Origin of the sequence: Streptomyces sp. Qhu_M48 (genome assembly GCF_051305195.1) — a bacterium.
In the GTDB taxonomy this organism is placed as follows: Bacteria; Actinomycetota; Actinomycetes; order Streptomycetales; family Streptomycetaceae; genus Streptomyces.
Map to the genome: position 1 here is coordinate 6,250,871 of NZ_CP195432.1, position 22,141 is coordinate 6,273,011.

Sequence of the window (22,141 nt, forward strand, 5' to 3'; positions counted from 1 at the left end):
CTATTCGACCCCGATGAGCAGCGGCGGCGCCCCGGCTCCGGCGTGGTACGTGATGGTGTCGACGGCCAGGTAGCCGCGCCGGACGTGGGCTTCGAGGTCGGGGGCGAGTCCGGGCATGGTGTCGTCGGCGACGACGAGGGTGACGAGTTCGCCGCCCGCGGAGAGCATCCGGTCGAGGACGGTGCGGGCCGTCTCGGTGAGGTCCTCGCCGATGACGGCGACGTCGCCCTCGATGAGGCCGAGGACGTCGCCGGCCTGGCAGACGCCGGCCGAGGTGAACGACCGGTGTTCGGCGACGGCGAGTTCGGCGTAGCGGGTGGCTCCGGCCGCGGCGGTCATGGCGACGACGTCCTCGTCGAAGCGGCGGTCGGGTTCGTGGACGGCGAGGGCGGCGATGCCCTGGACGGCGGCCCGGGTGGGGATGAGGGCGACGCGGATGCCCTCGGCCCTGGCGCGTTCGGCGGCGGTCGCCGCGGCCTGTCGCAGGTCGGTGTCGTTGGGCAGGAGGACGACCTCGCGGGCGTGGGCGCGCCGGATCGCGTCGAGGAGGTCGTCGCCCGCGGGCTGTTCGCCGGGCCGGGTCCGTACGGTGGTCGCGCCGGCCTCGGCGCAGAGCCCGGCGAGGCCTTCGCCGGGGACGACGGCGACGACGGCGCGCTGGGCGCGCTCGCCGCGTACGGCGGTCGTCCCGGCGGCATCGGCCGCGAAGTGGGTGATCCGGATCCGGTGCGGCCGTCCGGCCTCGACGCCGGCCTCGACGGCGGCGCCCGCGTCGTCCACGTGCACGTGGACGTTCCACAGGCCGTCGCCGCCGACGACGACGAGGGACTCGCCCAGGGCGTCGAGCCGGGCCCGCAGCAGTTCCACGGCCGGCTCGTCGGCCTCCAGGAGGTAGATCACCTCGTAGGCGGGCCCGTCATCGGTGGGGCACTCCTCGTGGGGGGCGGGCGTGAGCGGGGTCGCGGCGGCGGGGGGCGGGGTCTGTCCGGTCACGGTTTCGAGGAGGGCGCCGAGGACGGTCACCAGGCCGCGGCCGCCGGCGTCGACGACTCCGGCGCGTTCGAGGACGTCGAGCTGGCCCGAGGTGGCGGCCAGGGCCGTCCTGGCGCCGTCGTGGGCGTTCCTGGCCACGTCGACGAGGGGGCCGCCGGCCGTGCAGGCCGCGGCGGCGGCGGCGGCCACGGTGAGGATGGTGCCCTCGACGGGGTGGGCGACGGCCCGGCGTGCGGCGGCGGAGGCCTCGGCGAGGGCGCGGGCGAGGTGATCACCGTCACACCCCTCGGCGAGGACGCCCGCCATGCCGCGGAGGAGCTGGGAGAGGATGGTTCCGGAGTTGCCCCGGGCGCCGAGCAGGGCGCCGTGGGCCATGGCCCGTACGGTCTCGGCGGTGTCGGGCGCGGAGGCGGCGAAGACGGCCTCGACGGCCTGGTGGGCGGCTTCCGCGGTCAGGTACAGATTGGTGCCGGTGTCCCCGTCCGCCACGGGATAGACGTTGATCGCGTCGATCTCCTCGCGCTCCCGGCCGAGCGCGTCCAGCGACCGCGCGCACCAGGACCTGACCGCTTCGGCGTCGAGCTCGACGAGCTCCTCGGAGGGCTGAAGGGCTCGCGACAACGGGGGTCCTCCTTCGGCGGTGAGCTCACCGCAGGGTAGACCCGGGGTGTCCCTCCCCCAAGTTCTCGGCTTCGCTCGAGCAGGGGGACCCCCAGTGACCTGGGCCCGGGGCGGGGTCCGCCCAGACCGTGGTAGTTTCGTTCCACCGAGGCAGGCGTTGTATGCTGCTTCGGTTGCCCGGTCCACACCGGGCCATCCCCCGGCAAGCCACTTCAGACTCCTGATTCCGGTGCGCCGGATTTCACTGTAAATCTGAAGTCTTTGGAGTGACCCGTGGCTGCCAACTGCGACGTCTGCGGCAAGGGGCCGGGCTTCGGCAACAACATTTCGCACTCGCACCGCCGTACGCCTCGTCGCTGGAACCCGAACATCCAGCGTGTGCGTGCCGTGGTCGGTCGGACGCCGAAGCGGCTCAACGTCTGCACCTCGTGCATCAAGGCCGGCAAGGTCTCGCGCTAATCGCGACGTTCTGTCGTAGCGCAGCCCTGCGGTTGCCTTGAAAGGCCGGTTCACCTAGGTGAACCGGCCTTTTGCCTTGCCCGGAAACGCCGGCCCGGAATCGCCGGCCCGGAATCGCCGGCCCGGAATCGCCTGCGCGGACCGGTGCGGGCCCTGGAAGGCCGGGGCCGGGGACCCGTGGGTCCGCGGCCCCGGCCTTCTCAGTCCCTGAACCGCCAGCCGTGGTCGACCGGGCCGATGCCCTCGCCCAGGGCGAAGCCGGCGCCGATGGCCCCGGTCACGTACTCCTTGGCCTGCCGGACCGCCTCCGGCACCGCGAGGCCCTGGGCGAGCCCGGACGCGACCGCGGAGGCGAGCGTGCAGCCCGTCCCGTGGGTGTGCCGGTTGTCGAGGCGCGGGGCGCGCAGCCAGTGTTCCTCGGAGCCGTCCGTGAGCAGGTCGACGGCCTCCCGACCGGTGGGCAGGTGCCCGCCCTTGATCAGGACCCACTCGGGTCCGTACGACAGGACCGCCTCGGCGGCGACCCGCAGGTCGCTCTCGTACACGACGTGCACGCCGGTGAGCTGTGTCACCTCGTCCAGGTTCGGGGTGGCGACGGTCGCGCGGGGCAGCAGCCTCGTACGGACGGAGTCGAGGGCGCTCTCGGCGAGGAGCGGGTCCCCGTGTTTGGAGACGCCGACCGGGTCGACGACGACCGGGGCCCCGGTGTCGCCGAGGAGGTCGGCGACGGTCTCCACGAGTGCGGCCGAGGCGAGCATGCCGGTCTTGACCGCCTGGACCCCGATGTCGTCGACGACGGCCCGGTACTGGGCGCGGACGGCCTCCACGGGCAGTTCCCAGACGCCCTGGACGCCGCGCGAGTTCTGGGCGGTGACGGCGGTGAGCACGCTCATGCCGTGGACTCCGAGGGCGAGCATCGTCTTCAGGTCTGCCTGGATGCCGGCGCCGCCGCCGGAGTCGGATCCGGCGACGGTGAGCACGAGCGGGGGCCGGGAGGTCACTCGGTCTCCCCGAAGTGGTCCCAGCCGCCCACGCTGTGCCAGGGCGCGCCGTCCACGGTGACCTGCGGCAGGGCGGAGGGGTTGAGGACCTCGCCGATGACCTTCCAGCGGGCGGGGAGCTTCACGTCGGGCGGGAAGGTGGCCACGATGGCGTGGTCCTCTCCTCCGGTGAGCACCCACTGCATGGGGTCGACGCCGACGGCCTGCCCGATGTCGTTCATCTGGGTGGGGATGTCGATGAGGCCGGAGCGCAGGTCGATGCGGACCTTGCTGGCCTCGGCGATGTGGCCGAGGTCGGCGATGAGGCCGTCGCTGACGTCGCACATGGCGGTGGCGCCGAGTCCGGCGGCGGCGGGGCCGGCGTGGTACGGCGGTTCGGGCCTGCGGTGGGCCTCGACGAAGGCGCGGGGGGAGCGGAAGCCCCGGGAGAGGACCGCGTATCCGGCGGCGGACCAGCCGAGCCAGCCGGTGTAGGCGACGACGTCGCCGGGCTGGGCGCCGCCCCGGGTGACCGGGTCGTGGTTGCGGAGGTCGCCGAGGGCGGTGATGGAGACCATGATCGTGTCGCCCCGGACGACGTCGCCGCCGACCACCGCCGCGCCCGCGACCTGACATTCGTCGCGGAGGCCGTCCATGAGTTCGGTGGCCCAGGTGACGGGGAGTTCGGCGGGGACGACGAGGCCGAGGAGGAGTGCGGTGGGGACCGCGCCCATGGCGGCGATGTCGGCGAGGTTCTGCGCGGCGGCCTTGCGGCCGACGTCGTACGCCGTCGACCAGTCGCGCCGGAAATGACGTCCTTCGAGGAGGATGTCCGTGCTGGCCACCACGCGCCGGTCGGGGGCGGAGACGACCGCGGCGTCGTCGCCCGGCCCGATCCGTACCGCCGGGGTGGAGGTGAGCCGGGACGTGAGCTCCCTGATGAGCCCGAACTCGCCCAGCTCTCCGACTGTGCCCTTCACCGCGCCTCACCTCGTGTCTTCGTGTCGGCCGGCGGGCGGGGGCGCGTCCGTGCGCGCCGCGGGTCGCGGGCCGTCACCGTGCTGGGTACCGTCAAGTAGACCGTCAACTTCTGTCCTGCGTACGCCACCCCGCGAACGCCTCGGGACGCGCAGGTCTCCCCGCGGCCCGCGGCGACGCGGTACCGTGGCGTCCCTTTCTCCCACAAGATCCTCGTGGTCGCCCTGGAGGTTCCGTGGTTCAGGCGTACATCCTTATCCAGACCGAGGTGGGCAAGGCGTCGACCGTCGCCGACACCATCTCCAAGATCCCGGGGGTGCTCCAGGCCGAAGACGTGACCGGACCGTACGACGTGATCGTTCGCGCGCAGGCGGACACGGTCGACGAGCTCGGCCGCATGGTGGTCGCCAAGGTCCAGCAAGTGGACGGCATCACGCGCACCCTCACCTGCCCGGTCGTTCATCTGTAGCCCCCGTCTACGCTTGGCCGGTGACCTCTTCCCACCGGCCCTTCGGCCTGCCCGCCGCCGTCTCGGCAGCCGTTCTGCTGCTGGCCGCCGCCGGCTGTTCCTCGTCGGACGCCGCGGCGTCCGTCGAGGTTCCCAGCCCCCCGGCGGTGGAGGCCGCCTTCTGCCAGGCCCTGGCGAAGGAGCTTCCCGACACCGTGGCGGGGCTGGAACGGAGTGACCCGGAGCCCGGCTCCGAGTTGACCGCCGGCTGGGGTGACGGTGCGATCGTACTGCGCTGCGGGGTGCCCCGGCCCGAAAAGATGAGCGATCCCAAGGCGCAGGGCGTCGAGGCGAACGGTGTGAACTGGATGCTGGAGCGTCGCGAGGGCCACGGGCCCCGTTTCACCTCGACGTACCGGAAGGCGTACGTCGAGGTGTCGCTCGACGAGCGGTTCGCGCACGACGTGGCGCCGCTGGTGGATCTCGCCGCCCCCGTACGGAAGACCGTGCCCCCGAGCCTCTGAGAGGCGGCGGCACGGTCTTCGGGTGGGTCCGGTCAGCGCAGGCCCGTGGAGCGGGTCAGCGCGGCCTGGATCAGCCGGTCGACGAGCTCGGGGTAGCTCACGCCGCTCTCCTGCCACATGCGCGGGTACATGGAGATCGGCGTGAAGCCCGGCATCGTGTTGATCTCGTTGATGACGAACTCGCCGTCGTCCGTGAGGAAGAAGTCGGCGCGGACCAGGCCCTCGCAGGAGACCGCCTCGTAGGCGGCGACGGCCAGGCGCTGGATCTCGGCGGTGGCCTCGTCGCCGATCGGGGCGGGCACGATGCCGGAGGCCGAGTCGATGTACTTGGCCTCGAAGTCGTAGAAGTCGTGGTCCGTGACCGGCGGGATCTCGGCCGGCACGCTGGCGCGCGGGCCGTCCTCGAACTCCAGGACGCCGCACTCGATCTCGCGGCCGCGCAGCAGCGACTCGACGAGGATCTTGGGGTCGTGGCGGCGAGCCTCCTCGATGGCCTCGTCGAGGCCGGAGAGGTCGTCGACCTTGGTGATGCCCATGGAGGAGCCGCCGCGGGCCGGCTTCACGAAGAGCGGCCAGCCGTGGTCGGCGGCGAACTCGACGATCTTCTTGCGGGCGGCGGCCGGGTTCTGCTCCCACTCGCGGGGGCGGATGACCTCGTACGGGCCGACGGGGAGGCCGAAGGAGACGAAGACCCGCTTCATGTACTCCTTGTCCTGGCCGACGGCGGAGGCGAGGACGCCCGCGCCGACGTAGGGGACGCCGGAGAGCTCCAGGAGGCCCTGGAGGGTGCCGTCCTCGCCGTACGGGCCGTGGAGCATGGGGAAGACCACGTCGACCTCGCCGAGGGCCTTCGGCACGGCGCCGGGCTCGGTGAGGACGACCTCGCGGTTGGCGGGGTCGACGGAGAGGACGACGCCGCCCTCCTCGGACTCGGCCAGGTCGGCGACGTTCGGCAGGGCGCGGTCGGCGATGGCCATGCGCTCGGGGGCGTCGGCGGTGAGCGCCCAGCGCCCGTCCGTCGTGATGCCGATGGGCAGCACGTCGTACTTGTCCCGGTCGATGGCGCTCAGGACGGCGCCCGCCGTGACGACGGAGATGGCGTGCTCGGAGCTGCGTCCGCCGAAGACGACGGCCACGCGCGGCTTGCGGGGGCTCTGGGTGTTCTCGCTCATATCGCGATGAGCGTACCCTGCGCGTCCCGAACGGCCGTGCGCCCCGTTCCCCCGCGCGCGTCCGGCTCAGCGGCGTGAAGGGGGCGCGGGGCAGCCCTCGGTGGCCCGAGCGGCGCCCGGGCCGGGCGGCTCAGCGGCGCTCGGCCTTGGCGCTGCGCGACATCAGTTCCTTGAGGGCGACGACCGGCGGCTTCCCGTCGTGGACGATCGAGACGACGGTTTCGGTGATGGGCATGTCGACGCCGTGGCGGCGGCCCAGATCGAGCACGGACTCGCAGGACTTGACGCCCTCGGCGGTCTGCTTGGTGGCCGCGATCGTCTCCTGGAGGGTCATCCCGCGGCCGAGGTTGGTGCCGAAGGTGTTGTTCCGGGAGAGCGGCGAGGAGCAGGTGGCGACGAGGTCGCCGAGGCCCGCGAGGCCGGAGAAGGTGAGCGGGTCGGCGCCCATGGCGAGGCCCAGCCGGGTGGTCTCGGCGAGGCCGCGGGTGATGAGCGTGGCCTTGGAGTTGTCGCCGAGGCCCATGCCGTTGGCGATGCCGACGGCGAGCCCGATGACGTTCTTGACGGCGCCGCCGAGTTCGCAGCCCACCACGTCGGTGTTGGTGTACGGGCGGAAGTACGGGGTCAGGCAGGCGGTCTGGAGACGCTGGGCGACCGTCTCGTCGACGCAGGCGACGACGGCGGCGGCGGGCTGCCGGGCGGCGATCTCCTTGGCCAGGTTGGGGCCGGTGAGGACGGCCACGCGCTCGGTGGGCACGTCGGCGACCTCGGTGATGACCTCGCTCATCCGCTTGGCGGTGCCGAGTTCGACGCCCTTCATGAGGGAGACGAGGACGGTGTCGGGGGCGAGCGTCGGCGCCCAGGCGGCGAGGTTGCCGCGGAGGGTCTGGGAGGGCACGACGAGGACGGTGAAGTCGGCGTCGTGGGCGGCCTCTGCGGGGTCGGCGGTGGCCGTGATCGCCGTGGGGAGTTCGACACCGGGCAGGTAGTCGGGGTTGACCCGGGTGGTGTTGATCTCCTTGGCGAGTTCGGCGCGGCGGCCCCAGAGGCTCACCTCGCAGCCCGCGTCGGCGAGCACCATGGCGAAGGCGGTGCCCCAGGATCCGTTGCCGAAGACGGCTGCCTTGGTCACTTGGTGCCTCCTTCGGCGGCCTTGCGTCGCTGTTCCAGGCGGGCCTTGCGGTGGTCGTACGGTTCCGGGGGCGCCTGCTCGCCGCGGACCTGCTCCAGGATCACGGTGATGGCGGCCATGATGACCTCGGTGGCCTCGCGGAGCACCTCGGGCGTCGGCTCGAGTCCGTAGAAGCGGGAGAGGTCGACGGGCGGACCCGCCTGCACGGTCAGCGTCTTGCGGGGGAACAGGCTGAGCCTGTTCTCCTTGGCGTACGGCGGCATCGCCAGGTTGGCGCCCCACTGGGCCACCGGGATGACGGGGGCCCGGGTGAGCAGTGCGACGCGCGCGGCGCCGGTCTTGCCGGCCATGGGCCACATGTCGGGGTCGCGGGTCAGGGTGCCCTCGGGGTAGAAGGCGACGCACTCCCCGCGCTCGATCGCGTCGACGGCGGCGCGGAACGCGTCGAGCGCGTTGGTCGTCTCGCGGTAGACGGGGATCTGTCCGGTGCCGCGCAGCATCATGCCGACGAAGGGGGTCCTGAACAGGGCCGCCTTGGCGAGGAGGCGCGGGACGCGGCCGGTGTTGTACTGGTAATGCGCGTACGACAGCGGGTCCAGGTAGGAGTTGTGGTTGACCGCGGTGATGAATCCGCCATCGGCCGGAATGTGCTCCATACCGCGCCAGTCCCGCTTGAACAGAACCACCAGGGGGGGTTTGGCGATGACCGCCGCGAGGCGGTACCAGAAGCCGATTCTGCGGCGGGGCACTCGGACACCTTTCTCCGGGATTGGCTGGCAGGGGGTCAAGTGTCGCCCCGTGCTCCTGGTCTGTCGAGTGACACCGTACGCCCCGGGCCCTGGGGAGGACCGCCTGGGCGGGACAGAATGAAGCCGATGAACCCGATGCGTACGGACGCGGACGACGGCTGGTCCCTGGTCGTCCCCCTGAAGCCCCTGGCCCTGGCGAAGAGCAGACTGGCCGCGGCGGCCGGGGCCCGGCTGCGCCCCCGGCTCGCGCTGGCGTTCGCGGAGGACACGGTGGGCGCGGTGCTGAACTGCCCGCGGGTACGGGATGTGGCGGTCGTCACGGACGATCCCGCGGCCGCCGCGGCCCTGGCGGCCCTGGGCGCCCGCATCGTCCCGGACACCCCGGCGGCGGGGCTCAACGCGGCGCTCGCGCACGGGGTCCGTGCCGTGCGGTCCCGGCGGCCCCGGGCACGCGTGGCGGCGCTCAACGCGGATCTTCCGGCGCTGCGGTCCGAGGAGCTGACCCGGGTCCTCGACGCGGCCCGAAATTTTTCCAGAGCATTTCTCGCGGATGCCGCCGAAATAGGTACGACATTCCTCTCGGCGGGTCCGGGGGTGGAATTGGAACCGGCATTCGGAGGCGCGTCGAGGCTTCGGCATTTGTCTTCGGGCGCGGTGGAAATCACGCTGACCGGGGTGGATTCCGTGCGGCAGGACGTGGACACGGGTGAGGATCTCGCGGTGGCCGGGACCCTCGGGCTCGGCCCGCGGACGGCCGCCCGGTGGCTGTCCGCGGCCGGATAGGCTGCGGTCCATGCAGGCGACCGCGTTCACGTACGACCCCGAGACCCGCAGCGGCAGTGTGCTGCTCGACGACGGCACCCCCGTGGAGTTCGGGACGGAGGCCTTCGCGGCGGGCGGGCTGCGGCTGCTGCGGCCGGGGCAGCGGGTCCGGATCGAGACCGAGCCGGGCACGTCCGGGGCCGGCCCGCGGATCACGCTCGTGACGCTCCAGACCTTCTGACCCCACGGCCCTCGGGCCCAGGGGGTCCCCGGACGCGCCGCGGGCCGGGCTCCCCGGTGGGAGCCCGGCCCGGCGGGTGTCTACCGCTCGCCCTACTTCTTGGCGGCGGCCTTCTTGGCGGTCGTCTTGCGCGCCGTCGTCTTCTTGGCGGGCGCCTTCGTCGCCGTGGCCTTCTTCGCGGCCGGCGCGGTCTTCTTGGCCGTGGCCTTGGTGGCCTTCTTCGCGGCGGCCGTGGTGGTCTTCTTGGCGGCGGCGGACGTCGTCTTCGCCGCGGCCGTGGCGGTCTTCTTCGCGGGGGTCGCCTTCTTGGCGGCCGCCGTCGTGACCTTCTTCGCGGGGGTCGCCTTCTTCGCGGCGGCCGTGGTGGTCTTCTTCGCCGGGGTCGCCTTCTTCGCGGCGGCCTTCTTGGCGGTGGAGGCCCTCTTCGCGGCGGCCTTCTTCACGGTCGCGGAGGCGCCACCCGTGAGGGAGCCCTTGGGGGCCTTCTTGACGGAGACCTCGCCGCCCTTGGGAAGCTTCTTCGAGCCGCTGACCAGGTCCTTGAAGCCCTGACCGGCACGGAAGCGCGGGACCGAGGTCTTCTTGACCCGCACCCGCTCACCCGTCTGCGGGTTGCGGGCGTAGCGGGCCGGACGGTCGACCTTCTCGAACGAGCCGAAACCCGTCACCGAGACCCGGTCGCCCCCGACCACGGCGCGCACGATGGCGTCGAGCACGTGGTCGACGGCTTCGGCGGCCTGCTGGCGACCGCCCATCTTGTCGGCAATCGCTTCTACGAGCTGCGCCTTGTTCACGTCTTCCCCTTCGGAGACATTGCCAGAACGAAAGTGTTCAAGCTTTTTCGCACGTTAGGCATGTATATACCGCAAATCAAACACGAAACGGGCTAATCACCCTAGTGCCGCAACGCGGAAGAGCCGTTGCGGAGTTCTTGGTGTCAGTCGTCCTCTGGGAATCGGCCCTCGTCGAGGTCCTTCATCAACCGGTCCAGACGCGCTGCCGCGTCCTTGAGATCGTGCTTCGCCGCGGCCGTCACGACCAGCAGCTTCCGGGACAGCGCCATCCTTACGCCCTCCGGGACTTGCAGTGAGCGCACTCTTGTGTGCGCTTCCTTCAATCGGGCGGCGACTGACTCGTAGAGCTCGAGTTGGCTGTCGCGTTCCATGCACCGATTGTGCCATCTAGGGCGAGTTGTCGCCCGACAGGGTCTCAACAAGCGACTGCGCCCCCCACCGGGCGGTGGGGGGCGCAGTCTTGGAAAAGCGCTGCTCAGACCGTAATTGTACGGGGCTTGAAGGCCGGTCGTGCCGCCTCGTAGGCCGCGATGTCGGCTTCGTTCTGAAGGGTGAGGCTGATGTCGTCGAGTCCGTTCAGGAGCCGCCAGCGGGCGTTCTCGTCGAGCTCGAAGTCGGCGTCGATCCCGGCGGCCAGGACCTTGCGCCGCTCCAGGTCGACGGTGATCTCGGCGGTGGGGTCGGCCTCGGTCAGCTCCCAGAGGGCGTCCACCGTCTCCTGCGGCAGGACCACGGTCAGCAGGCCGTTCTTCAGCGAGTTGCCGCGGAAGATGTCGGCGAACCGGGCGGAGATCACCGTCTGGAAGCCGTAGTTCTGGAGCGCCCAGACGGCGTGCTCGCGGGAGGAGCCGGTGCCGAAGTCGGGGCCGGCGACCAGGACGGAGGCGCCCTGCCGCTCGGGGCGGTTGAGGACGAACTCGGAGTCCTTGCGCCAGGCCTCGAAGAGACCGTCCTCGAAGCCGTCGCGGGTGACCTTCTTCAGCCAGTGCGCGGGGATGATCTGGTCGGTGTCGACGTTGCCGCGGCGCAGCGGGACGGCCCGGCCGGTGTGCGTGGTGAAAGCTTCCATGGTTCCTCAGACCCCCGCGGTGGTGACGGCGTCGGACAGATCGGCCGGGGAGGCCAGATGGCCCAGGACGGCGGTGGCGGCGGCGACCTGGGGCGAGACCAGGTGGGTCCGGCCTCCCTTGCCCTGCCGGCCCTCGAAGTTGCGGTTGGAGGTGGACGCGGAACGCTCTCCCGGCGCCAGTTGGTCGGGGTTCATGCCCAGGCACATCGAGCAGCCCGCGTGCCGCCATTCGGCGCCGGCCTCCTTGAAGACCTTGTCCAGGCCCTCCTCGACGGCCTGCAGGGCGACCCGGACCGAGCCGGGGACGACCAGCATGCGGACGCCGTCGGCGACCTTGCGGCCTTCGAGCAGACCGGCGGCGTTGCGCAGGTCCTCGATGCGGCCGTTGGTGCAGGAGCCTACGAAGACGGTGTCGACCTTGATGTCGCGCAGCGGCTGTCCGGCGGTCAACCCCATGTACTCCAGGGCCTTTTCGGCGGCCAGGCGCTCCGAAGCGTCTTCGTACGAAGCCGGGTCGGGGACGTTCGCCGAAAGCGGCGCGCCCTGGCCGGGGTTGGTCCCCCAGGTGACGAACGGGGCCAGCGAGGCCGCGTCGACGACGACCTCGGCGTCGAAGACGGCGTCCTCGTCCGACTTCAGGGTCTTCCAGTACGCGACGGCGGCGTCCCAGTCCTCGCCCTCGGGCGCGTGGGCACGGCCCTTGAGGTAGGCGAAGGTGGTCTCGTCGGGGGCGATCATGCCCGCGCGTGCGCCGGCCTCGATCGACATGTTGCAGATGGTCATCCGGGCCTCCATCGAGAGCTTCTCGATGGCGGAGCCGCGGTACTCCAGGATGTAGCCCTGGCCGCCGCCGGTGCCGATCTTGGTGATGATCGCCAGGATCAGGTCCTTGGCCGTGACGTCCTCGGGCAGCTCGCCGTCGATCGTGATGGCCATGGTCTTCGGGCGGGCGAGGGGCAGCGTCTGGGTGGCGAGGACGTGCTCGACCTGGCTGGTGCCGATGCCGAACGCCAGCGCGCCGAAGGCGCCGTGCGTGGAGGTGTGCGAGTCGCCGCAGACGACGGTGGTGCCGGGCTGGGTCAGGCCCAGCTGCGGTCCCACCACGTGGACGACGCCCTGCTCGACGTCGCCCAGCGGGTGCAGGCGGACGCCGAAGTCGGCACAGTTCTTGCGGAGGGTCTCCAGCTGTGCGCGGGAGACCGGGTCGGCGATCGGCTTGTCGATGTCGAGGGTCGGGGTGTTGTGGTCCTCGGTGGCGATGGTGAGGTCGAGACGCCGCACCGGCCGGCCGTTCTGGCGCAGACCGTCGAAGGCCTGGGGGCTGGTCACCTCGTGCAGCAGGTGCAGATCGATGAAGAGGAGGTCGGGCTCGCCCTCGGCGCGCCGGACGACGTGGTCGTCCCAGACCTTCTCCGCGAGTGTCCTACCCATCGCTTTCCCTCCGGCCGACGTCTACGCCGGCACAACTAGAGACCCGTTTCGCGGGCCGTTGTGCGGCCGCCTCACCAGAGTGACAAGTTCCTCGGGAAATTGAACTTGCGTTTCACAGAGTGAGACGCGAATATCGTTTCATGGACAACTCTAGCGGCGTAGGCGTTCTCGACAAGGCAGCCCTTGTCCTGAGCGCCCTGGAGTCCGGTCCGGCCACCCTCGCAGGACTGGTCGCGGCGACGGGACTCGCACGACCCACGGCACATCGTCTCGCCGTGGCACTGGAACACCACCGGATGGTGGCGCGTGACATGCAGGGCCGGTTCATCCTCGGACCGCGCCTCGCGGAGCTCGCCGCCGCGGCCGGCGAGGACCGCCTGCTCGCGACCGCCGGCCCGGTTCTCACGCATCTGCGCGACGTCACCGGCGAGAGCGCCCAGCTCTACCGGCGCCAGGGCGACATGCGCATCTGCGTGGCGGCCGCCGAGCGCCTCTCGGGCCTGCGGGACACCGTCCCGGTCGGCTCGACGCTGACGATGAAGGCCGGCTCGTCCGCGCAGATCCTGATGGCCTGGGAGGAGCCGGAGCGGCTCCACCGCGGCCTCCAGGGCGCCCGCTTCACGGCGACGGCCCTGTCGGGTGTACGACGCCGGGGCTGGGCCCAGTCGATCGGCGAGCGGGAGCCGGGCGTCGCGTCCGTCTCCGCGCCCGTGCGCGGACCGTCGAACCGCGTGGTGGCCGCCGTCTCGGTCTCCGGGCCGATCGAGCGTCTGACGCGCCACCCGGGCCGTATGCACGCCCAGGCCGTCATCGACGCCGCCGCCCGTCTCTCCGAGGCGCTCCGCCGCACCGGCTGACGTTCTCCCGCTCCCTCTGTTCGTCCCGGCCCACCGCTTCAACGCCGCAGCGGTGGGCCGGAGTTGTGCGTGGCGCGCGGAACAGAGAAGAAGCCCTCCCCCGAAGGGAAGGGCTTCTTCGTCTCGTACCCCCGACCGGATTCGAACCGGCGCTACCGCCTTGAGAGGGCGGCGTGCTAGGCCGCTACACAACGGGGGCCCTGCGGATCAGATCCGCGGTGCAGATGAGCTCTGCGAGCTGGCCTACCTGGACTCGAACCAAGAATGACGGTACCAGAAACCGTAGTGTTGCCAATTACACCATAGGCCATGGTGGTTACACCGTACCCCCGACCGGATTCGAACCGGCGCTACCGCCTTGAGAGGGCGGCGTGCTAGGCCGCTACACAACGGGGGCCCTAGCGATCCCACCCGGTCGGAACCGGGTGATGTCACCGTAGATCCACCGGGAGCTACCCAAGTGATCTACAGGATGGATCTGTACCCCCGACCGGATTCGAACCGGCGCTACCGCCTTGAGAGGGCGGCGTGCTAGGCCGCTACACAACGGGGGCTTTGTGGATGCCATCCACGATTTGCAGATAAAGCTCTGCGAGCTGGCCTACCTGGACTCGAACCAAGACTAACGGAACCAGAAACCGTCGTGCTGCCAATTACACCATAGGCCACCGGGGCAGCGTCCCCCACCAGGGAGGATCTTGCTCGGCTTGCGCTTTCCGGGTTCTTGCCTTTCGGCTTGTTCCCCTCGGCGCAGGAAGAACATTACCCGAAGGTGGACGGTGCTCCAAAACGGGTATGCCCGCCGAGCAGGGCGGGGAGCTGGCGGAGGTCCGTGATCCGGTTCAGCTCGGGCCTGCCGCCGGTGCCCGCGCGGTCCAGCCAGACGCCCCGCAGCCCCGCCTCCACCGCGCCCCGGGCGTCGATGTCCGGCTGGTCCCCCACGTACACGACCTCGTCCGGACGCAGGTCAAGGGCGGTACAGGCGGCGTGGAAGGCCTCCGGGGCCGGTTTGGCCACCCCGAGCTCCGCGGCGCAGAGGAGGACCTCGAAGCGGTCCCGCACGCCCAGGACCCGGAGCTTGCGCTCCTGGTTGTGGAGGCTGGAGTTGGACAGGATCCCGTGACGATAGTCATCGGCCAGGAGGTCCAGGACGGGGACGGTGTCGGGGAAGAGTTCCCAGGCCGCCTCGTAGTGGGAGACGTACCGGTCGAACCAGTGGTCGGCCTCCGCGGCGGTGAGCTCCGGCAGCGCGAGGAAGTCCCGGACGCGCTCCCGCCGCTGCTCCTGGAAGTCGACCCCGCCGGCCTCGAAGCGGCGCCAGTGGAGCGCGGTCAGCTCCCGCCAACGACGGAGGGCCTGGTCGACGGAGTCGAATCCGTCCACCAGGCCCTCGGCCGTCAGGTGCGCGCTCATGCCGACGTGGTCGGCGCGGGCGTAGTCGAAGATCGTGTCGTCGACGTCCCACAGCACCGCGCGGATGGTCATGGACCGACCGTACCGCGCGGCGGGGGTCAGGCGGTGAGCTTGGCCAGAGCCGCGTCGACGCGGGCCAGGGACTTCTCCTTGCCCAGGATCTCCAGGGACTCGAAGAGCGGCAGGCCGACCGTGCGGCCGGTGACGGCGACACGGACCGGGGCCTGGGCCTTGCCGAGCTTGAGGCCGTGGGCCTCGCCGGCGGCCAGGACCGCGTTCTTGAGGGACTCGGGGTCGCTCCAGTCGGCGGCGTCGAGCTTCTCGCGGGCGGTGGCGAGGAGGGCCGCGGGCTCGCCCTTCATCGCCTTGTCCCACGAGGGCTGGTCGAAGACCGGCTCGGGCAGGAAGAGGAAGTCGACGTTGGCCGTGATGTCCGAGAGGACGGTGACGCGCGTCTGGGCGTGCGGCGCGATGGCCTCCCAGGCGGCCTGGTCGAAGTCCTCGGGCGCCCAGTTCGCGTGCGGGGCTCGCAGCCAGGGCTCGCAGGCCGTGGCGAAGGCCTTCACGTCCAGCATCCGGATGTGGTCGGCGTTGATCGACTCGGCCTTCTTGAGGTCGAAGCGCGCCGGGTTGGCGTTGACCTCGGCGATGTCGAACTTCGCCACCATCTCGGGGATGGTGAAGATGTCCTGGTCGGCCGAGAACGACCAGCCGAGGAGCGAGAGGTAGTTCAGCAGGCCCTCGGGGAGGAAGCCGCGCTCCCGGTAGAGGTTGAGGGAGGCCTCGGGGTCGCGCTTGGAGAGCTTCTTGTTGCCCTCGCCCATCACGTACGGCAGGTGGCCGAAGGAGGGGATCTCCTTGGCGACGCCCAGCTCGATCAGCGCCTTGTAGAGCGCGATCTGGCGCGGGGTGGAGGAGAGCAGGTCCTCGCCGCGCAGGACGTGGGTGATCTCCATCAGCGCGTCGTCGACCGGGTTGACCAGGGTGTACAGCGGGGCGCCGTTGGCCCGGAGGATGCCGTAGTCCGGCACGTTCTCCGGGGTGAAGGTGAGCTCGCCGCGGACCAGGTCGGTGAAGGTGATCGGCTCGTCGGGCATCCGGAAGCGGACGATCGACGTGCGGCCCTCGGCCTCGTACGCGGCCTTCTGCTCGGCGGTGAGGTCGCGGCAGTGGCCGTCGTAGCCGGAGGGGCGGCCGGCGGCGCGGGCGGCGGCGCGGCGCTCGTCGAGCTCCTCGGTGGTGCAGAAGCAGGGGTACGCGTACCCGCCGGCGAGCAGCTTCTCGGCGACGTCCTTGTAGATGTCCATCCGCTGCGACTGGCGGTACGGCGCGTGCGGGCCGCCGACCTCCGGGCCCTCGTCCCAGTCGAGGCCGAGCCACTTCAGGGAGTCGAGCAGCTGCTCGTACGACTCCTCGGAGTCGCGCGCGGCGTCGGTGTCCTCGATGCGGAAGACCATGGTGCCCTCGTTGTGCCGGGCGAAGGCCCAGTTGAAGAGAGCGGTGCGGACCAGGCCCACGTGGGGGTTGCCGGTCGGCGAGGGACAGAAACGGACGCGAGGGGGTCCCCCGTGCTCGAGCGGAGCCGAGAGCTTGGGGGAGTTCGGGTTAGCCACGCTTGATCACCCTATTGGTGAGAGTGCCGATGCCTTCGATGGTGACGGCGACCTCGTCGCCGACGTTGAGGGGGCCGACCCCGGCGGGGGTGCCGGTGAGGATGACGTCGCCGGGGAGCAGCGTCATGGCCTCGGTGATGTGGACGACCAGGTCCTCGATGGAGCGGATCATGTCGCTCGTACGACCCAGCTGGCGCTGTTCGCCGTTGACCGTGGCCTGGATGGTCAGGTCGCTCGGGTCGAGGTCGGTCTCCACCCAGGGCCCCAGGGGGCAGGAGGTGTCGAAGCCCTTGGCGCGGGCCCACTGCTTCTCGCGCTGCTGGGCGTCGCGGGCGGTGACGTCGTTGGCGCAGGTGTAGCCGAAGACGACGTCCTTGACGCGCTCGCGCGGGACCTCGCGGCACATACGGCCGATCACCACGGCCAGTTCGGCCTCGTGGTGCAGCTCGTTGGAGAAGGAGGGGTACTCGATGGCGTCGCCGGAGCCGATCACCGAGGTGGTGGGCTTGAAGAAGGCGACGGGGACGTCGGGGACCTCGTTGCCGAGTTCGGCGGCGTGCTCGGCGTAGTTGCGGCCGATGGCCACGACCTTGTTGGGGAGCACGGGCGGCAGGAGCCGTACCTTGCTCAGCGGGACCTTGGTGCCGCTGAGCTCGAAGTCGGTGTACGGGATGCCCTTGATGATGTCGAGGACGAGGCCGCCCGATTCGACGGTTCCCTCGCCCTCGACGGCGCCGAAGGCCACATTGCCGTCGATGGAGAATCTGGCGATGCGCACGAGTGCTGTCGCCCCTCACTTGGTACTGGCTGGAGTCTGACGCTCCAGGCTAACGCGGCGCGGGGGCGCCCGACCGGCGGTGTCGCCGGGCGATGACAAGGATGACGCGGGTGGGCTCCCGGGGCGGGTCAGCGGGACGCGACGGCGTACGGCTGGGGCTCGAAGGGGGCCGGGGGCTGCATGAGGATCGTGCGGCGGGGGTTGGCCGTCTTCGCGGGGAGCTCGGCCGCGTACTCGGGCAGGGCGGGCCGGCCGAGGTCCGCGGCGTCCGTGAGGTGGACGAGGGTGGAACGGCGGGGGTTGGCCGTGGAGCCGGGCGTCGTCTTCATCGCGGTGACCTGACCTTGTTCCGGAACGGGCGCCGCGTGCGGGCGCGAAGGGGTGTAAAGCGTCAGGCTAAACATGCGATTCCCTTCGAATGCATGGCTAAGGCAACGATCATCGTGTGAGTTTGCTCACCCTAGGCGGCATAATCCGGGCATTACGGACCGTCTCTCGTCGTCACGGAAAGGGACATTCCGCCACTGAATGCTCTATTCCGCTCCTGATCATGTCGACTGGGACACACGGGTACGCGGAGTCATTGGAGGGGAAAAGCCCGAATCCTCCCTGATCATCTTCTACATGCGGTGACACTGCGCGCACGGGTTGTCATGACCCTCCCGGCGCGACACGCGGCCCTTGTTGGAGATCCGGCACTGTGCTGGAATTCCACGCACCGCCGCGGGTTTCAAGCCGGCGCGCAGGGGGCGCAACGCAGCGCCGGCCGAGTGGCGGGGAAGGGGGAACTGCGCCGGTCACCGACGACCACCTGGGGTGCTCCACACACCCCGATTGACGCCGACACCGTCCTCTCCGTTCATCCGGAAGGACGCCTGGTCCAGAGGTTGCGACGCTAGTGCAGGGACGTTTCAAGAGGGATGGCTCGGGGTCTCCCCAGGCCCGCCAGGGCCGAGCGGATGCTCCGGCGGAGCAGGAACCGCGTGCCGGGACCGACCGCGGTCCCTCGGCCTCGCACACCCCGAACCAGGGTCAGGGACCGTCAGGCGAGGGCGGTGACGGCGGCAGGCGCACCAGCGCCGCGGCCGCGTCCGCCGAGCCGTCCGCCACCCCCACCAAGCCCCGGGCCGAGAACGAGGCCGGCTCGCGAATAGCCCTGCGCAACTGGCGCATCTCGACGCGCCTGGTCGCGCTGCTCACCCTCCCCGTGGTCGCCGCGACCACCCTGGGCGGCATCCGCATCAGCGAGTCGCTCCAGGACATGGAGCAGCTCGACCACATGCAGCTGCTCACCAAGCTGACCCGAGAGGCGACCGACCTCGCGCAGGCCCTCCAGGCCGAGCGGGACCTGTCCGCGGGTCCGCTGGCCAACGGCCGCCCGGTCAGCGACTACCAGGTCGCCAACCCGCGCCGTAAGACGGACCTGGAGTACAAGGCCTTCCTGGAGGCCACCGAGGACATCCCGGCCACCGAGGGCGACGAGGCCCTGCGCAGCATCCGGCAGAACGTCAGCCAGATCGCCTCGCAGGTCATCCAGCTCAACACCATCCGGGGCAACGCCTACGAGAAGGGCGTCTCCCACTCGGTGACGGTCGAGGCGTACAGCCGTCTCATCCGCTCGCTGCTCAGCCTGTCCCAGGACATGGCCCAGGCCACCAGCAACCCCGAGATGATCAAGCGGACCCGGGCGCTCGCCGCCTTCTCGTCCGCCAAGGAGTACGCCTCCATCCAGCAGGCGATCATCGCGTCGGCGCTGCCCGCGAGCGACCGGACCTCCGGAGACATCCAGCAGGGTGACCGCCTCTACGGCGAGGCCGCGCTCAACTCCGAGGGCGTCGAGCTCAAGTCCTTCCAGGCGATCTACGAGTCGACCGGTGGTGACGCCAACGAGCGGACCGCGTCCCTCAACACCGGCAACCCGTCGATCACCGCCGCCGAGAAGTACGCCGAGCGCGTCCTCAACATGGACGACGCCATGAAGAGCGGCCCCAGGCGGGGTCACCTCAACTTCACGGACGAGTACGGCACCAAGATCACCGCCATGAACCGCATCGAGCGCGGTCTGCTCGGCGACATGGAGACCATGGCCCGTGAGCTGCGGCAGGAGTCGCAGCGCGAGGCCATCATCAACGGTGCGCTGATCCTCCTCGTCCTCGGCGTCTCGCTCATCGGCGCCTTCGTCGTGGCCCGGTCCATGATCCGCTCGCTGCGCCGGCTCCAGGACACCGCGACCAAGGTCGCCCAGGAACGCCTGCCCGAGCTGGTCAAGCAGCTCTCCGAGTCCGACCCGCAGGACGTCGACACCTCCGTCGAGTCCGTCGGTGTGCACTCCCGGGACGAGATCGGCCAGGTGGCCGCGGCCTTCGACGACGTGCACCGCGAGGCCGTCCGTCTCGCCGCCGAGCAGGCCCTCCTCCGGGGCAACGTCAACGCGATGTTCACCAACCTCTCGCGCCGCTCCCAGGGCCTCATCCAGCGTCAGCTCTCGCTCATCTCCGAACTGGAGTCCCGCGAGGCCGACCCGGACCAGCTCTCCTCGCTCTTCAAGCTCGACCACCTCGCGACGCGTATGCGCCGTAACGGTGAGAACCTCCTCGTCCTCGCCGGTGAGGAGCCGGGCCGCCGCTGGACCCGCCCGGTCCCGCTGGTCGACGTCCTGCGTGCCGCCGCCTCCGAGGTGGAGCAGTACGAGCGCATCGAACTCGCCTCGGTCCCCGCGACCGAGGTCGCCGGCCGGGTCGTCAACGACCTCGTCCACCTCCTCGCCGAGCTGCTGGAGAACGCCACCTCGTTCTCCTCGCCGCAGACCAAGGTCCGGGTCACGGGTCACGCCCTGCCCGACGGCCGGGTGCTCGTCGAGATCCACGACACCGGCATCGGCCTCTCCCCCGAGGACCTCGCCGCGATCAACGAGCGGCTCGCCTCGCCGCCCACCGTGGACGTCTCGGTCTCCCGCCGCATGGGTCTCTTCGTGGTCGGCCGCCTGTCCCTGCGACACGGCATCCGCATCCAGCTGCGTCCCTCCGACTCGGGCGGCACCACCGCGCTCGTCATGCTGCCGGTCGACGTCGCCCAGGGCGGCAAGAAGCCGATGCCCAAGCCGGGCGCCGGCGGCCAGGGCGCGATGCCGCCGGGTGCCTCCGCCCCGGGCGGCCGGCTCCCCGCCGGTCCCGGCGCGGCCGGTGGCCCCGGCGGTGGACGTCCGGGCCAGGGCGGTGCGCCGTCGGGCGGCCTGCTCGGCGCGGGTGCTCCGCGCGGTCAGGTCGGTACGAGCGGTCCCCGGGCCGCGCTGCCCGCCCGCGACGGCGGCCCGCAGGGCGCCCCGCAGTCCCGCACCCCGCAGCCGCAGAACGCCCAGCTGGACCGGACCGGTCAGCTGCCGCAGATCCCGCAGGCGCCCCAGGCCCCGCAGGGCAACGACCCGCTGCGGCCGGGCCCCGGCGGCGGCCTCATCGGTGGCGCCGCGAGCGCCATCCCGTCCCGTACGGACGTGTGGGGCAGCCAGGGCGGCCCGCAGGCCGGTCCCGGCACGCAGCAGCAGGGCCAGCAGGGCCAGGCCCCCGGTGGCAACCAGACCGGTGGGTACGAGTTCCCGCGCGCCGAGCTGCCGGGGGGCAACCCCCAGCAGCAGCGCCCGCAGGCCGCGAGCTGGGGCAACGAGCAGGGGCAGCAGCCGGTCCGCCGGCCGCAGCAGGAGATGTCCCCGCTGGACGCCCCCCGCGGTCACGAGGACCCGGACACCACGGGCCGGTTCCCGGCTCCGCAGGGACCCGGCTCCACCGGACAGTTCGCGCGCCCCGACTTCAACAGCCCCCAGCAGGGCCGCCCGCAGCAGCCCCAGGCCCCGCAGGCCTACCAGGGCGGTTCCGCGGACCCGGCGTCGACGGCGGCGTTCCCGCGCCCCGACTTCGGCGCCCCGCAGGGCCCCGGCTCCACCGGACAGTTCGCGCGCCCCGACTTCAACAGCCCCCAGCAGCAGGCGCCACAGCAGGCGTCCCCGCAGCAGCAGGGCTACCAGGGCGGTCAGCAGCAGCAGTTCGGCCGGCAGCCGTACGTGCCGCAGGCTCAGCAGCCGCCGGCCCCGCGTCAGCGCACCGGTGGCGGCAGCGGCGACTTCGGTGCCCCGCGCCCCGAGCCGGTCCAGCCGCAGCAGCCGCAGCAGCCGCAGCTCCAGCAGCCGCGCCGTCCGGAGGCGCTGCCGCCGGCCGGTGCGGGCGACGGCCGTACCCCGCTGTACGACACCCTTGAGACGAACTGGTTCCACCAGGAGCAGGCACAGCAGCAGGCGCAGGCCCCGGCCGCGCCGCAGCCGTCCGCTCCGGCTCCCCGTCCGGCCGCTGACCCGGCCACCGACGGCGGACGCCAGAACGGCGGGGCCGCCTGGCGGACCTCGCCCAACGACGAGCTGGTGCGCCAGGCCGAGCGGGTGCGCAAGCCCGCGGCCGGCGGTGTCACCACCTCAGGCCTCCCCCGGCGCGTGCCGAAGGCCAACCTCGTACCCGGGACCGCACAGGAGCAGGCCCACACGGCCGGCCCCCAGGTCTCGCGTGCACCCGACGACGTCCGCGGCCGGCTGACCAATCTGCGCCGCGGCATCCAGCAGGGCCGACAGGCGGGCAACTCGACCACGGGTAGCATCGACCTCGGTCCGAACCATCAGCAGGAGCGTTAGTTGAACGCGATGAGCCAGGCGGCGCAGAATCTGAACTGGTTGATCACCAACTTCGTGGACAACACCCCTGGGGTGTCGCACACGGTGGTGGTCTCCGCCGACGGACTCCTGCTGGCCATGTCCGAAGGATTCCCCCGCGACCGCGCCGACCAGCTGGCGGCGGTCGCGTCCGGACTGACCTCGCTGACCGCGGGCGCGTCCCGGATCTTCGAGGGGGGCCCCGTCGCACAGACCGTGGTGGAGATGGAGCGCGGCTTCCTCTTCCTCATGCAGGTCTCCGACGGTTCCTCGCTGGCCGTGCTCGCACACCCCGAGTGCGACATCGGCCTGGTGGGCTACGAGATGGCGCTGCTGGTCGACCGGGCCGGCAGCGTCCTCACCCCGGACCTCCGCGCGGAGCTCCAGGGCAGCCTGCTCCACTAGTCGGTTCCGCTTTCCGGACATACCCCACGTAC

The 22,141-nt window shown here is 71.3% G+C and carries 22 protein-coding genes and 5 tRNA genes; 8 read left to right on the plus strand and 19 right to left on the minus strand.

Going from position 1 to position 22,141, the window contains the following annotated elements; translation table 11 throughout:
• Complete coding sequence (locus tag ACRRSS_RS27935) at nt 1-1,614, minus strand: DAK2 domain-containing protein (protein ID WP_435973837.1); 1,614 nt, start codon at nt 1,612-1,614, stop codon at nt 1-3.
• 273 nt (nt 1,615-1,887) lie between these two features.
• Between ACRRSS_RS27935 and rpmB the strand changes: the two genes are divergently transcribed.
• Nucleotides 1,888-2,073 carry a 50S ribosomal protein L28 gene (gene rpmB / locus ACRRSS_RS27940; RefSeq protein WP_015036441.1) on the plus strand — a complete coding sequence of 62 codons (186 nt, stop codon included), beginning with the start codon at nt 1,888-1,890 and terminating at the stop codon, nt 2,071-2,073.
• A gap of 200 nt (nt 2,074-2,273) precedes the next feature.
• Here the strand turns inward: rpmB and thiD are convergent, their stop codons facing one another.
• Complete coding sequence (gene thiD / locus ACRRSS_RS27945; protein WP_435973838.1) at nt 2,274-3,074, minus strand: bifunctional hydroxymethylpyrimidine kinase/phosphomethylpyrimidine kinase; 801 nt, start codon at nt 3,072-3,074, stop codon at nt 2,274-2,276.
• On the minus strand, nt 3,071-4,033 hold the full coding sequence (locus ACRRSS_RS27950; RefSeq protein WP_017235962.1) for a thiamine-phosphate kinase: 963 nt from the start codon (nt 4,031-4,033) through the stop codon (nt 3,071-3,073). The genes thiD and ACRRSS_RS27950 overlap by 4 nt, the downstream gene beginning before the upstream one ends.
• Before the next feature lie 233 nt (nt 4,034-4,266).
• On the opposite strand from ACRRSS_RS27950, the gene ACRRSS_RS27955 reads away from it, so the two are divergent.
• Nucleotides 4,267-4,500: an Lrp/AsnC family transcriptional regulator gene (locus ACRRSS_RS27955; RefSeq protein ID WP_015036438.1), complete on the plus strand. Its 234-nt coding sequence runs from the start codon at nt 4,267-4,269 to the stop codon at nt 4,498-4,500.
• Nucleotides 4,501-4,520: 20 nt separating this feature from the next.
• Nucleotides 4,521-5,003, plus strand: a complete 483-nt coding sequence (locus ACRRSS_RS27960) for a DUF3515 domain-containing protein (RefSeq protein WP_435973839.1) — start codon at nt 4,521-4,523, stop codon at nt 5,001-5,003.
• A 32-nt stretch (nt 5,004-5,035) separates the two neighbouring features.
• Here ACRRSS_RS27960 and ACRRSS_RS27965 read toward each other — a convergent pair whose 3' ends face one another.
• The 3 genes from ACRRSS_RS27965 to ACRRSS_RS27975 form a co-directional block, all read right to left on the minus strand.
• Entirely contained in the window at nt 5,036-6,175 is a 1,140-nt protein-coding gene (locus ACRRSS_RS27965; protein ID WP_435973840.1) for a D-alanine--D-alanine ligase family protein, read from the minus strand.
• Between the two features lie 130 nt (nt 6,176-6,305).
• Nucleotides 6,306-7,307 (minus strand): NAD(P)H-dependent glycerol-3-phosphate dehydrogenase, encoded by a 1,002-nt coding sequence (locus ACRRSS_RS27970; RefSeq protein ID WP_435973841.1) that lies wholly within the window; start codon nt 7,305-7,307, stop codon nt 6,306-6,308.
• The gene (locus ACRRSS_RS27975; RefSeq protein ID WP_435973842.1) at nt 7,304-8,056 is read right to left on the minus strand and encodes a lysophospholipid acyltransferase family protein; all 753 of its coding nucleotides are present in this window, start codon (nt 8,054-8,056) and stop codon (nt 7,304-7,306) included. Before ACRRSS_RS27975 ends, ACRRSS_RS27970 begins: the two co-directional genes overlap by 4 nt.
• Before the next feature lie 135 nt (nt 8,057-8,191).
• Here ACRRSS_RS27975 and cofC point away from each other — a divergent pair, with 135 nt between their 5' ends.
• Both cofC and ACRRSS_RS27985 read left to right on the plus strand, forming a co-directional pair.
• A complete protein-coding gene (gene cofC / locus ACRRSS_RS27980; protein WP_435975446.1) occupies nt 8,192-8,839 on the plus strand; it encodes a 2-phospho-L-lactate guanylyltransferase in 648 nt (215 codons plus the stop codon).
• Between the two features lie 10 nt (nt 8,840-8,849).
• Nucleotides 8,850-9,059 (plus strand): hypothetical protein, encoded by a 210-nt coding sequence (locus ACRRSS_RS27985; protein ID WP_435973843.1) that lies wholly within the window; start codon nt 8,850-8,852, stop codon nt 9,057-9,059.
• A 92-nt stretch (nt 9,060-9,151) separates the two neighbouring features.
• On the opposite strand, the gene ACRRSS_RS27990 is transcribed toward ACRRSS_RS27985, so the two are convergent.
• The 4 genes from ACRRSS_RS27990 to leuC form a co-directional block, all read right to left on the minus strand.
• A complete protein-coding gene (locus ACRRSS_RS27990) occupies nt 9,152-9,853 on the minus strand; it encodes an HU family DNA-binding protein (protein WP_435973844.1) in 702 nt (233 codons plus the stop codon).
• Nucleotides 9,854-9,996: 143 nt separating this feature from the next.
• Nucleotides 9,997-10,224 carry a hypothetical protein gene (locus ACRRSS_RS27995; protein ID WP_024755921.1) on the minus strand — a complete coding sequence of 76 codons (228 nt, stop codon included), beginning with the start codon at nt 10,222-10,224 and terminating at the stop codon, nt 9,997-9,999.
• Nucleotides 10,225-10,328: 104 nt separating this feature from the next.
• The gene (gene leuD / locus ACRRSS_RS28000) at nt 10,329-10,922 is read right to left on the minus strand and encodes a 3-isopropylmalate dehydratase small subunit (protein ID WP_435973845.1); all 594 of its coding nucleotides are present in this window, start codon (nt 10,920-10,922) and stop codon (nt 10,329-10,331) included.
• A gap of 6 nt (nt 10,923-10,928) precedes the next feature.
• Nucleotides 10,929-12,353, minus strand: coding sequence for a 3-isopropylmalate dehydratase large subunit (gene leuC / locus ACRRSS_RS28005; protein WP_435973846.1), 1,425 nt, complete (start codon nt 12,351-12,353; stop codon nt 10,929-10,931).
• A gap of 140 nt (nt 12,354-12,493) precedes the next feature.
• On the opposite strand from leuC, the gene ndgR reads away from it, so the two are divergent.
• Nucleotides 12,494-13,210 carry an IclR family transcriptional regulator NdgR gene (gene ndgR, locus ACRRSS_RS28010; protein WP_015036427.1) on the plus strand — a complete coding sequence of 239 codons (717 nt, stop codon included), beginning with the start codon at nt 12,494-12,496 and terminating at the stop codon, nt 13,208-13,210.
• Nucleotides 13,211-13,336: 126 nt separating this feature from the next.
• On the opposite strand, the gene ACRRSS_RS28015 is transcribed toward ndgR, so the two are convergent.
• The 9 genes from ACRRSS_RS28015 to ACRRSS_RS28055 form a co-directional block, all read right to left on the minus strand.
• Nucleotides 13,337-13,409 (minus strand) — tRNA-Glu (locus ACRRSS_RS28015).
• Between the two features lie 39 nt (nt 13,410-13,448).
• Nucleotides 13,449-13,520 (minus strand) — tRNA-Gln (locus ACRRSS_RS28020).
• Between the two features lie 14 nt (nt 13,521-13,534).
• A tRNA-Glu gene (locus ACRRSS_RS28025) sits at nt 13,535-13,607 on the minus strand.
• 84 nt (nt 13,608-13,691) lie between these two features.
• A tRNA-Glu gene (locus ACRRSS_RS28030) sits at nt 13,692-13,764 on the minus strand.
• Nucleotides 13,765-13,806: 42 nt separating this feature from the next.
• Nucleotides 13,807-13,878: transfer RNA gene (locus ACRRSS_RS28035), tRNA-Gln, on the minus strand.
• A 94-nt stretch (nt 13,879-13,972) separates the two neighbouring features.
• The gene (locus ACRRSS_RS28040; protein ID WP_435973847.1) at nt 13,973-14,695 is read right to left on the minus strand and encodes an HAD family hydrolase; all 723 of its coding nucleotides are present in this window, start codon (nt 14,693-14,695) and stop codon (nt 13,973-13,975) included.
• A gap of 26 nt (nt 14,696-14,721) precedes the next feature.
• On the minus strand, nt 14,722-16,236 hold the full coding sequence (gene gltX / locus ACRRSS_RS28045) for a glutamate--tRNA ligase (RefSeq protein WP_435973848.1): 1,515 nt from the start codon (nt 16,234-16,236) through the stop codon (nt 14,722-14,724).
• A complete protein-coding gene (locus ACRRSS_RS28050; RefSeq protein ID WP_384898646.1) occupies nt 16,229-17,014 on the minus strand; it encodes a fumarylacetoacetate hydrolase family protein in 786 nt (261 codons plus the stop codon). The genes gltX and ACRRSS_RS28050 overlap by 8 nt, the downstream gene beginning before the upstream one ends.
• 128 nt (nt 17,015-17,142) lie before the next feature.
• The gene (locus ACRRSS_RS28055; RefSeq protein WP_435973849.1) at nt 17,143-17,343 is read right to left on the minus strand and encodes a hypothetical protein; all 201 of its coding nucleotides are present in this window, start codon (nt 17,341-17,343) and stop codon (nt 17,143-17,145) included.
• 569 nt (nt 17,344-17,912) lie between these two features.
• Between ACRRSS_RS28055 and ACRRSS_RS28060 the strand changes: the two genes are divergently transcribed.
• Nucleotides 17,913-21,686, plus strand: coding sequence for a nitrate- and nitrite sensing domain-containing protein (locus ACRRSS_RS28060; protein WP_435973850.1), 3,774 nt, complete (start codon nt 17,913-17,915; stop codon nt 21,684-21,686).
• A 9-nt stretch (nt 21,687-21,695) separates the two neighbouring features.
• Nucleotides 21,696-22,109: a roadblock/LC7 domain-containing protein gene (locus tag ACRRSS_RS28065; protein ID WP_015036421.1), complete on the plus strand. Its 414-nt coding sequence runs from the start codon at nt 21,696-21,698 to the stop codon at nt 22,107-22,109.
• Nucleotides 22,110-22,141 lie beyond the last annotated feature (32 nt).

Coding starts and splice junctions, on each gene's coding strand:
- ACRRSS_RS27965 (WP_435973840.1), bottom strand. CDS start 6,175: ATGAGCGAGAACACCCAGAGCCCCCGCAAGCCGCGCGTGGCCGTCGTC.
- cofC (WP_435975446.1), top strand. CDS start 8,192: ATGCGTACGGACGCGGACGACGGCTGGTCCCTGGTCGTCCCCCTGAAG.
- ACRRSS_RS27985 (WP_435973843.1), top strand. CDS start 8,850: ATGCAGGCGACCGCGTTCACGTACGACCCCGAGACCCGCAGCGGCAGT.
- ACRRSS_RS27995 (WP_024755921.1), bottom strand. CDS start 10,224: ATGGAACGCGACAGCCAACTCGAGCTCTACGAGTCAGTCGCCGCCCGA.
- leuD (WP_435973845.1), bottom strand. CDS start 10,922: ATGGAAGCTTTCACCACGCACACCGGCCGGGCCGTCCCGCTGCGCCGC.
- leuC (WP_435973846.1), bottom strand. CDS start 12,353: ATGGGTAGGACACTCGCGGAGAAGGTCTGGGACGACCACGTCGTCCGG.
- ndgR (WP_015036427.1), top strand. CDS start 12,494: ATGGACAACTCTAGCGGCGTAGGCGTTCTCGACAAGGCAGCCCTTGTC.
- ACRRSS_RS28040 (WP_435973847.1), bottom strand. CDS start 14,695: ATGACCATCCGCGCGGTGCTGTGGGACGTCGACGACACGATCTTCGAC.
- ACRRSS_RS28055 (WP_435973849.1), bottom strand. CDS start 17,343: ATGAAGACGACGCCCGGCTCCACGGCCAACCCCCGCCGTTCCACCCTC.
- ACRRSS_RS28065 (WP_015036421.1), top strand. CDS start 21,696: ATGAGCCAGGCGGCGCAGAATCTGAACTGGTTGATCACCAACTTCGTG.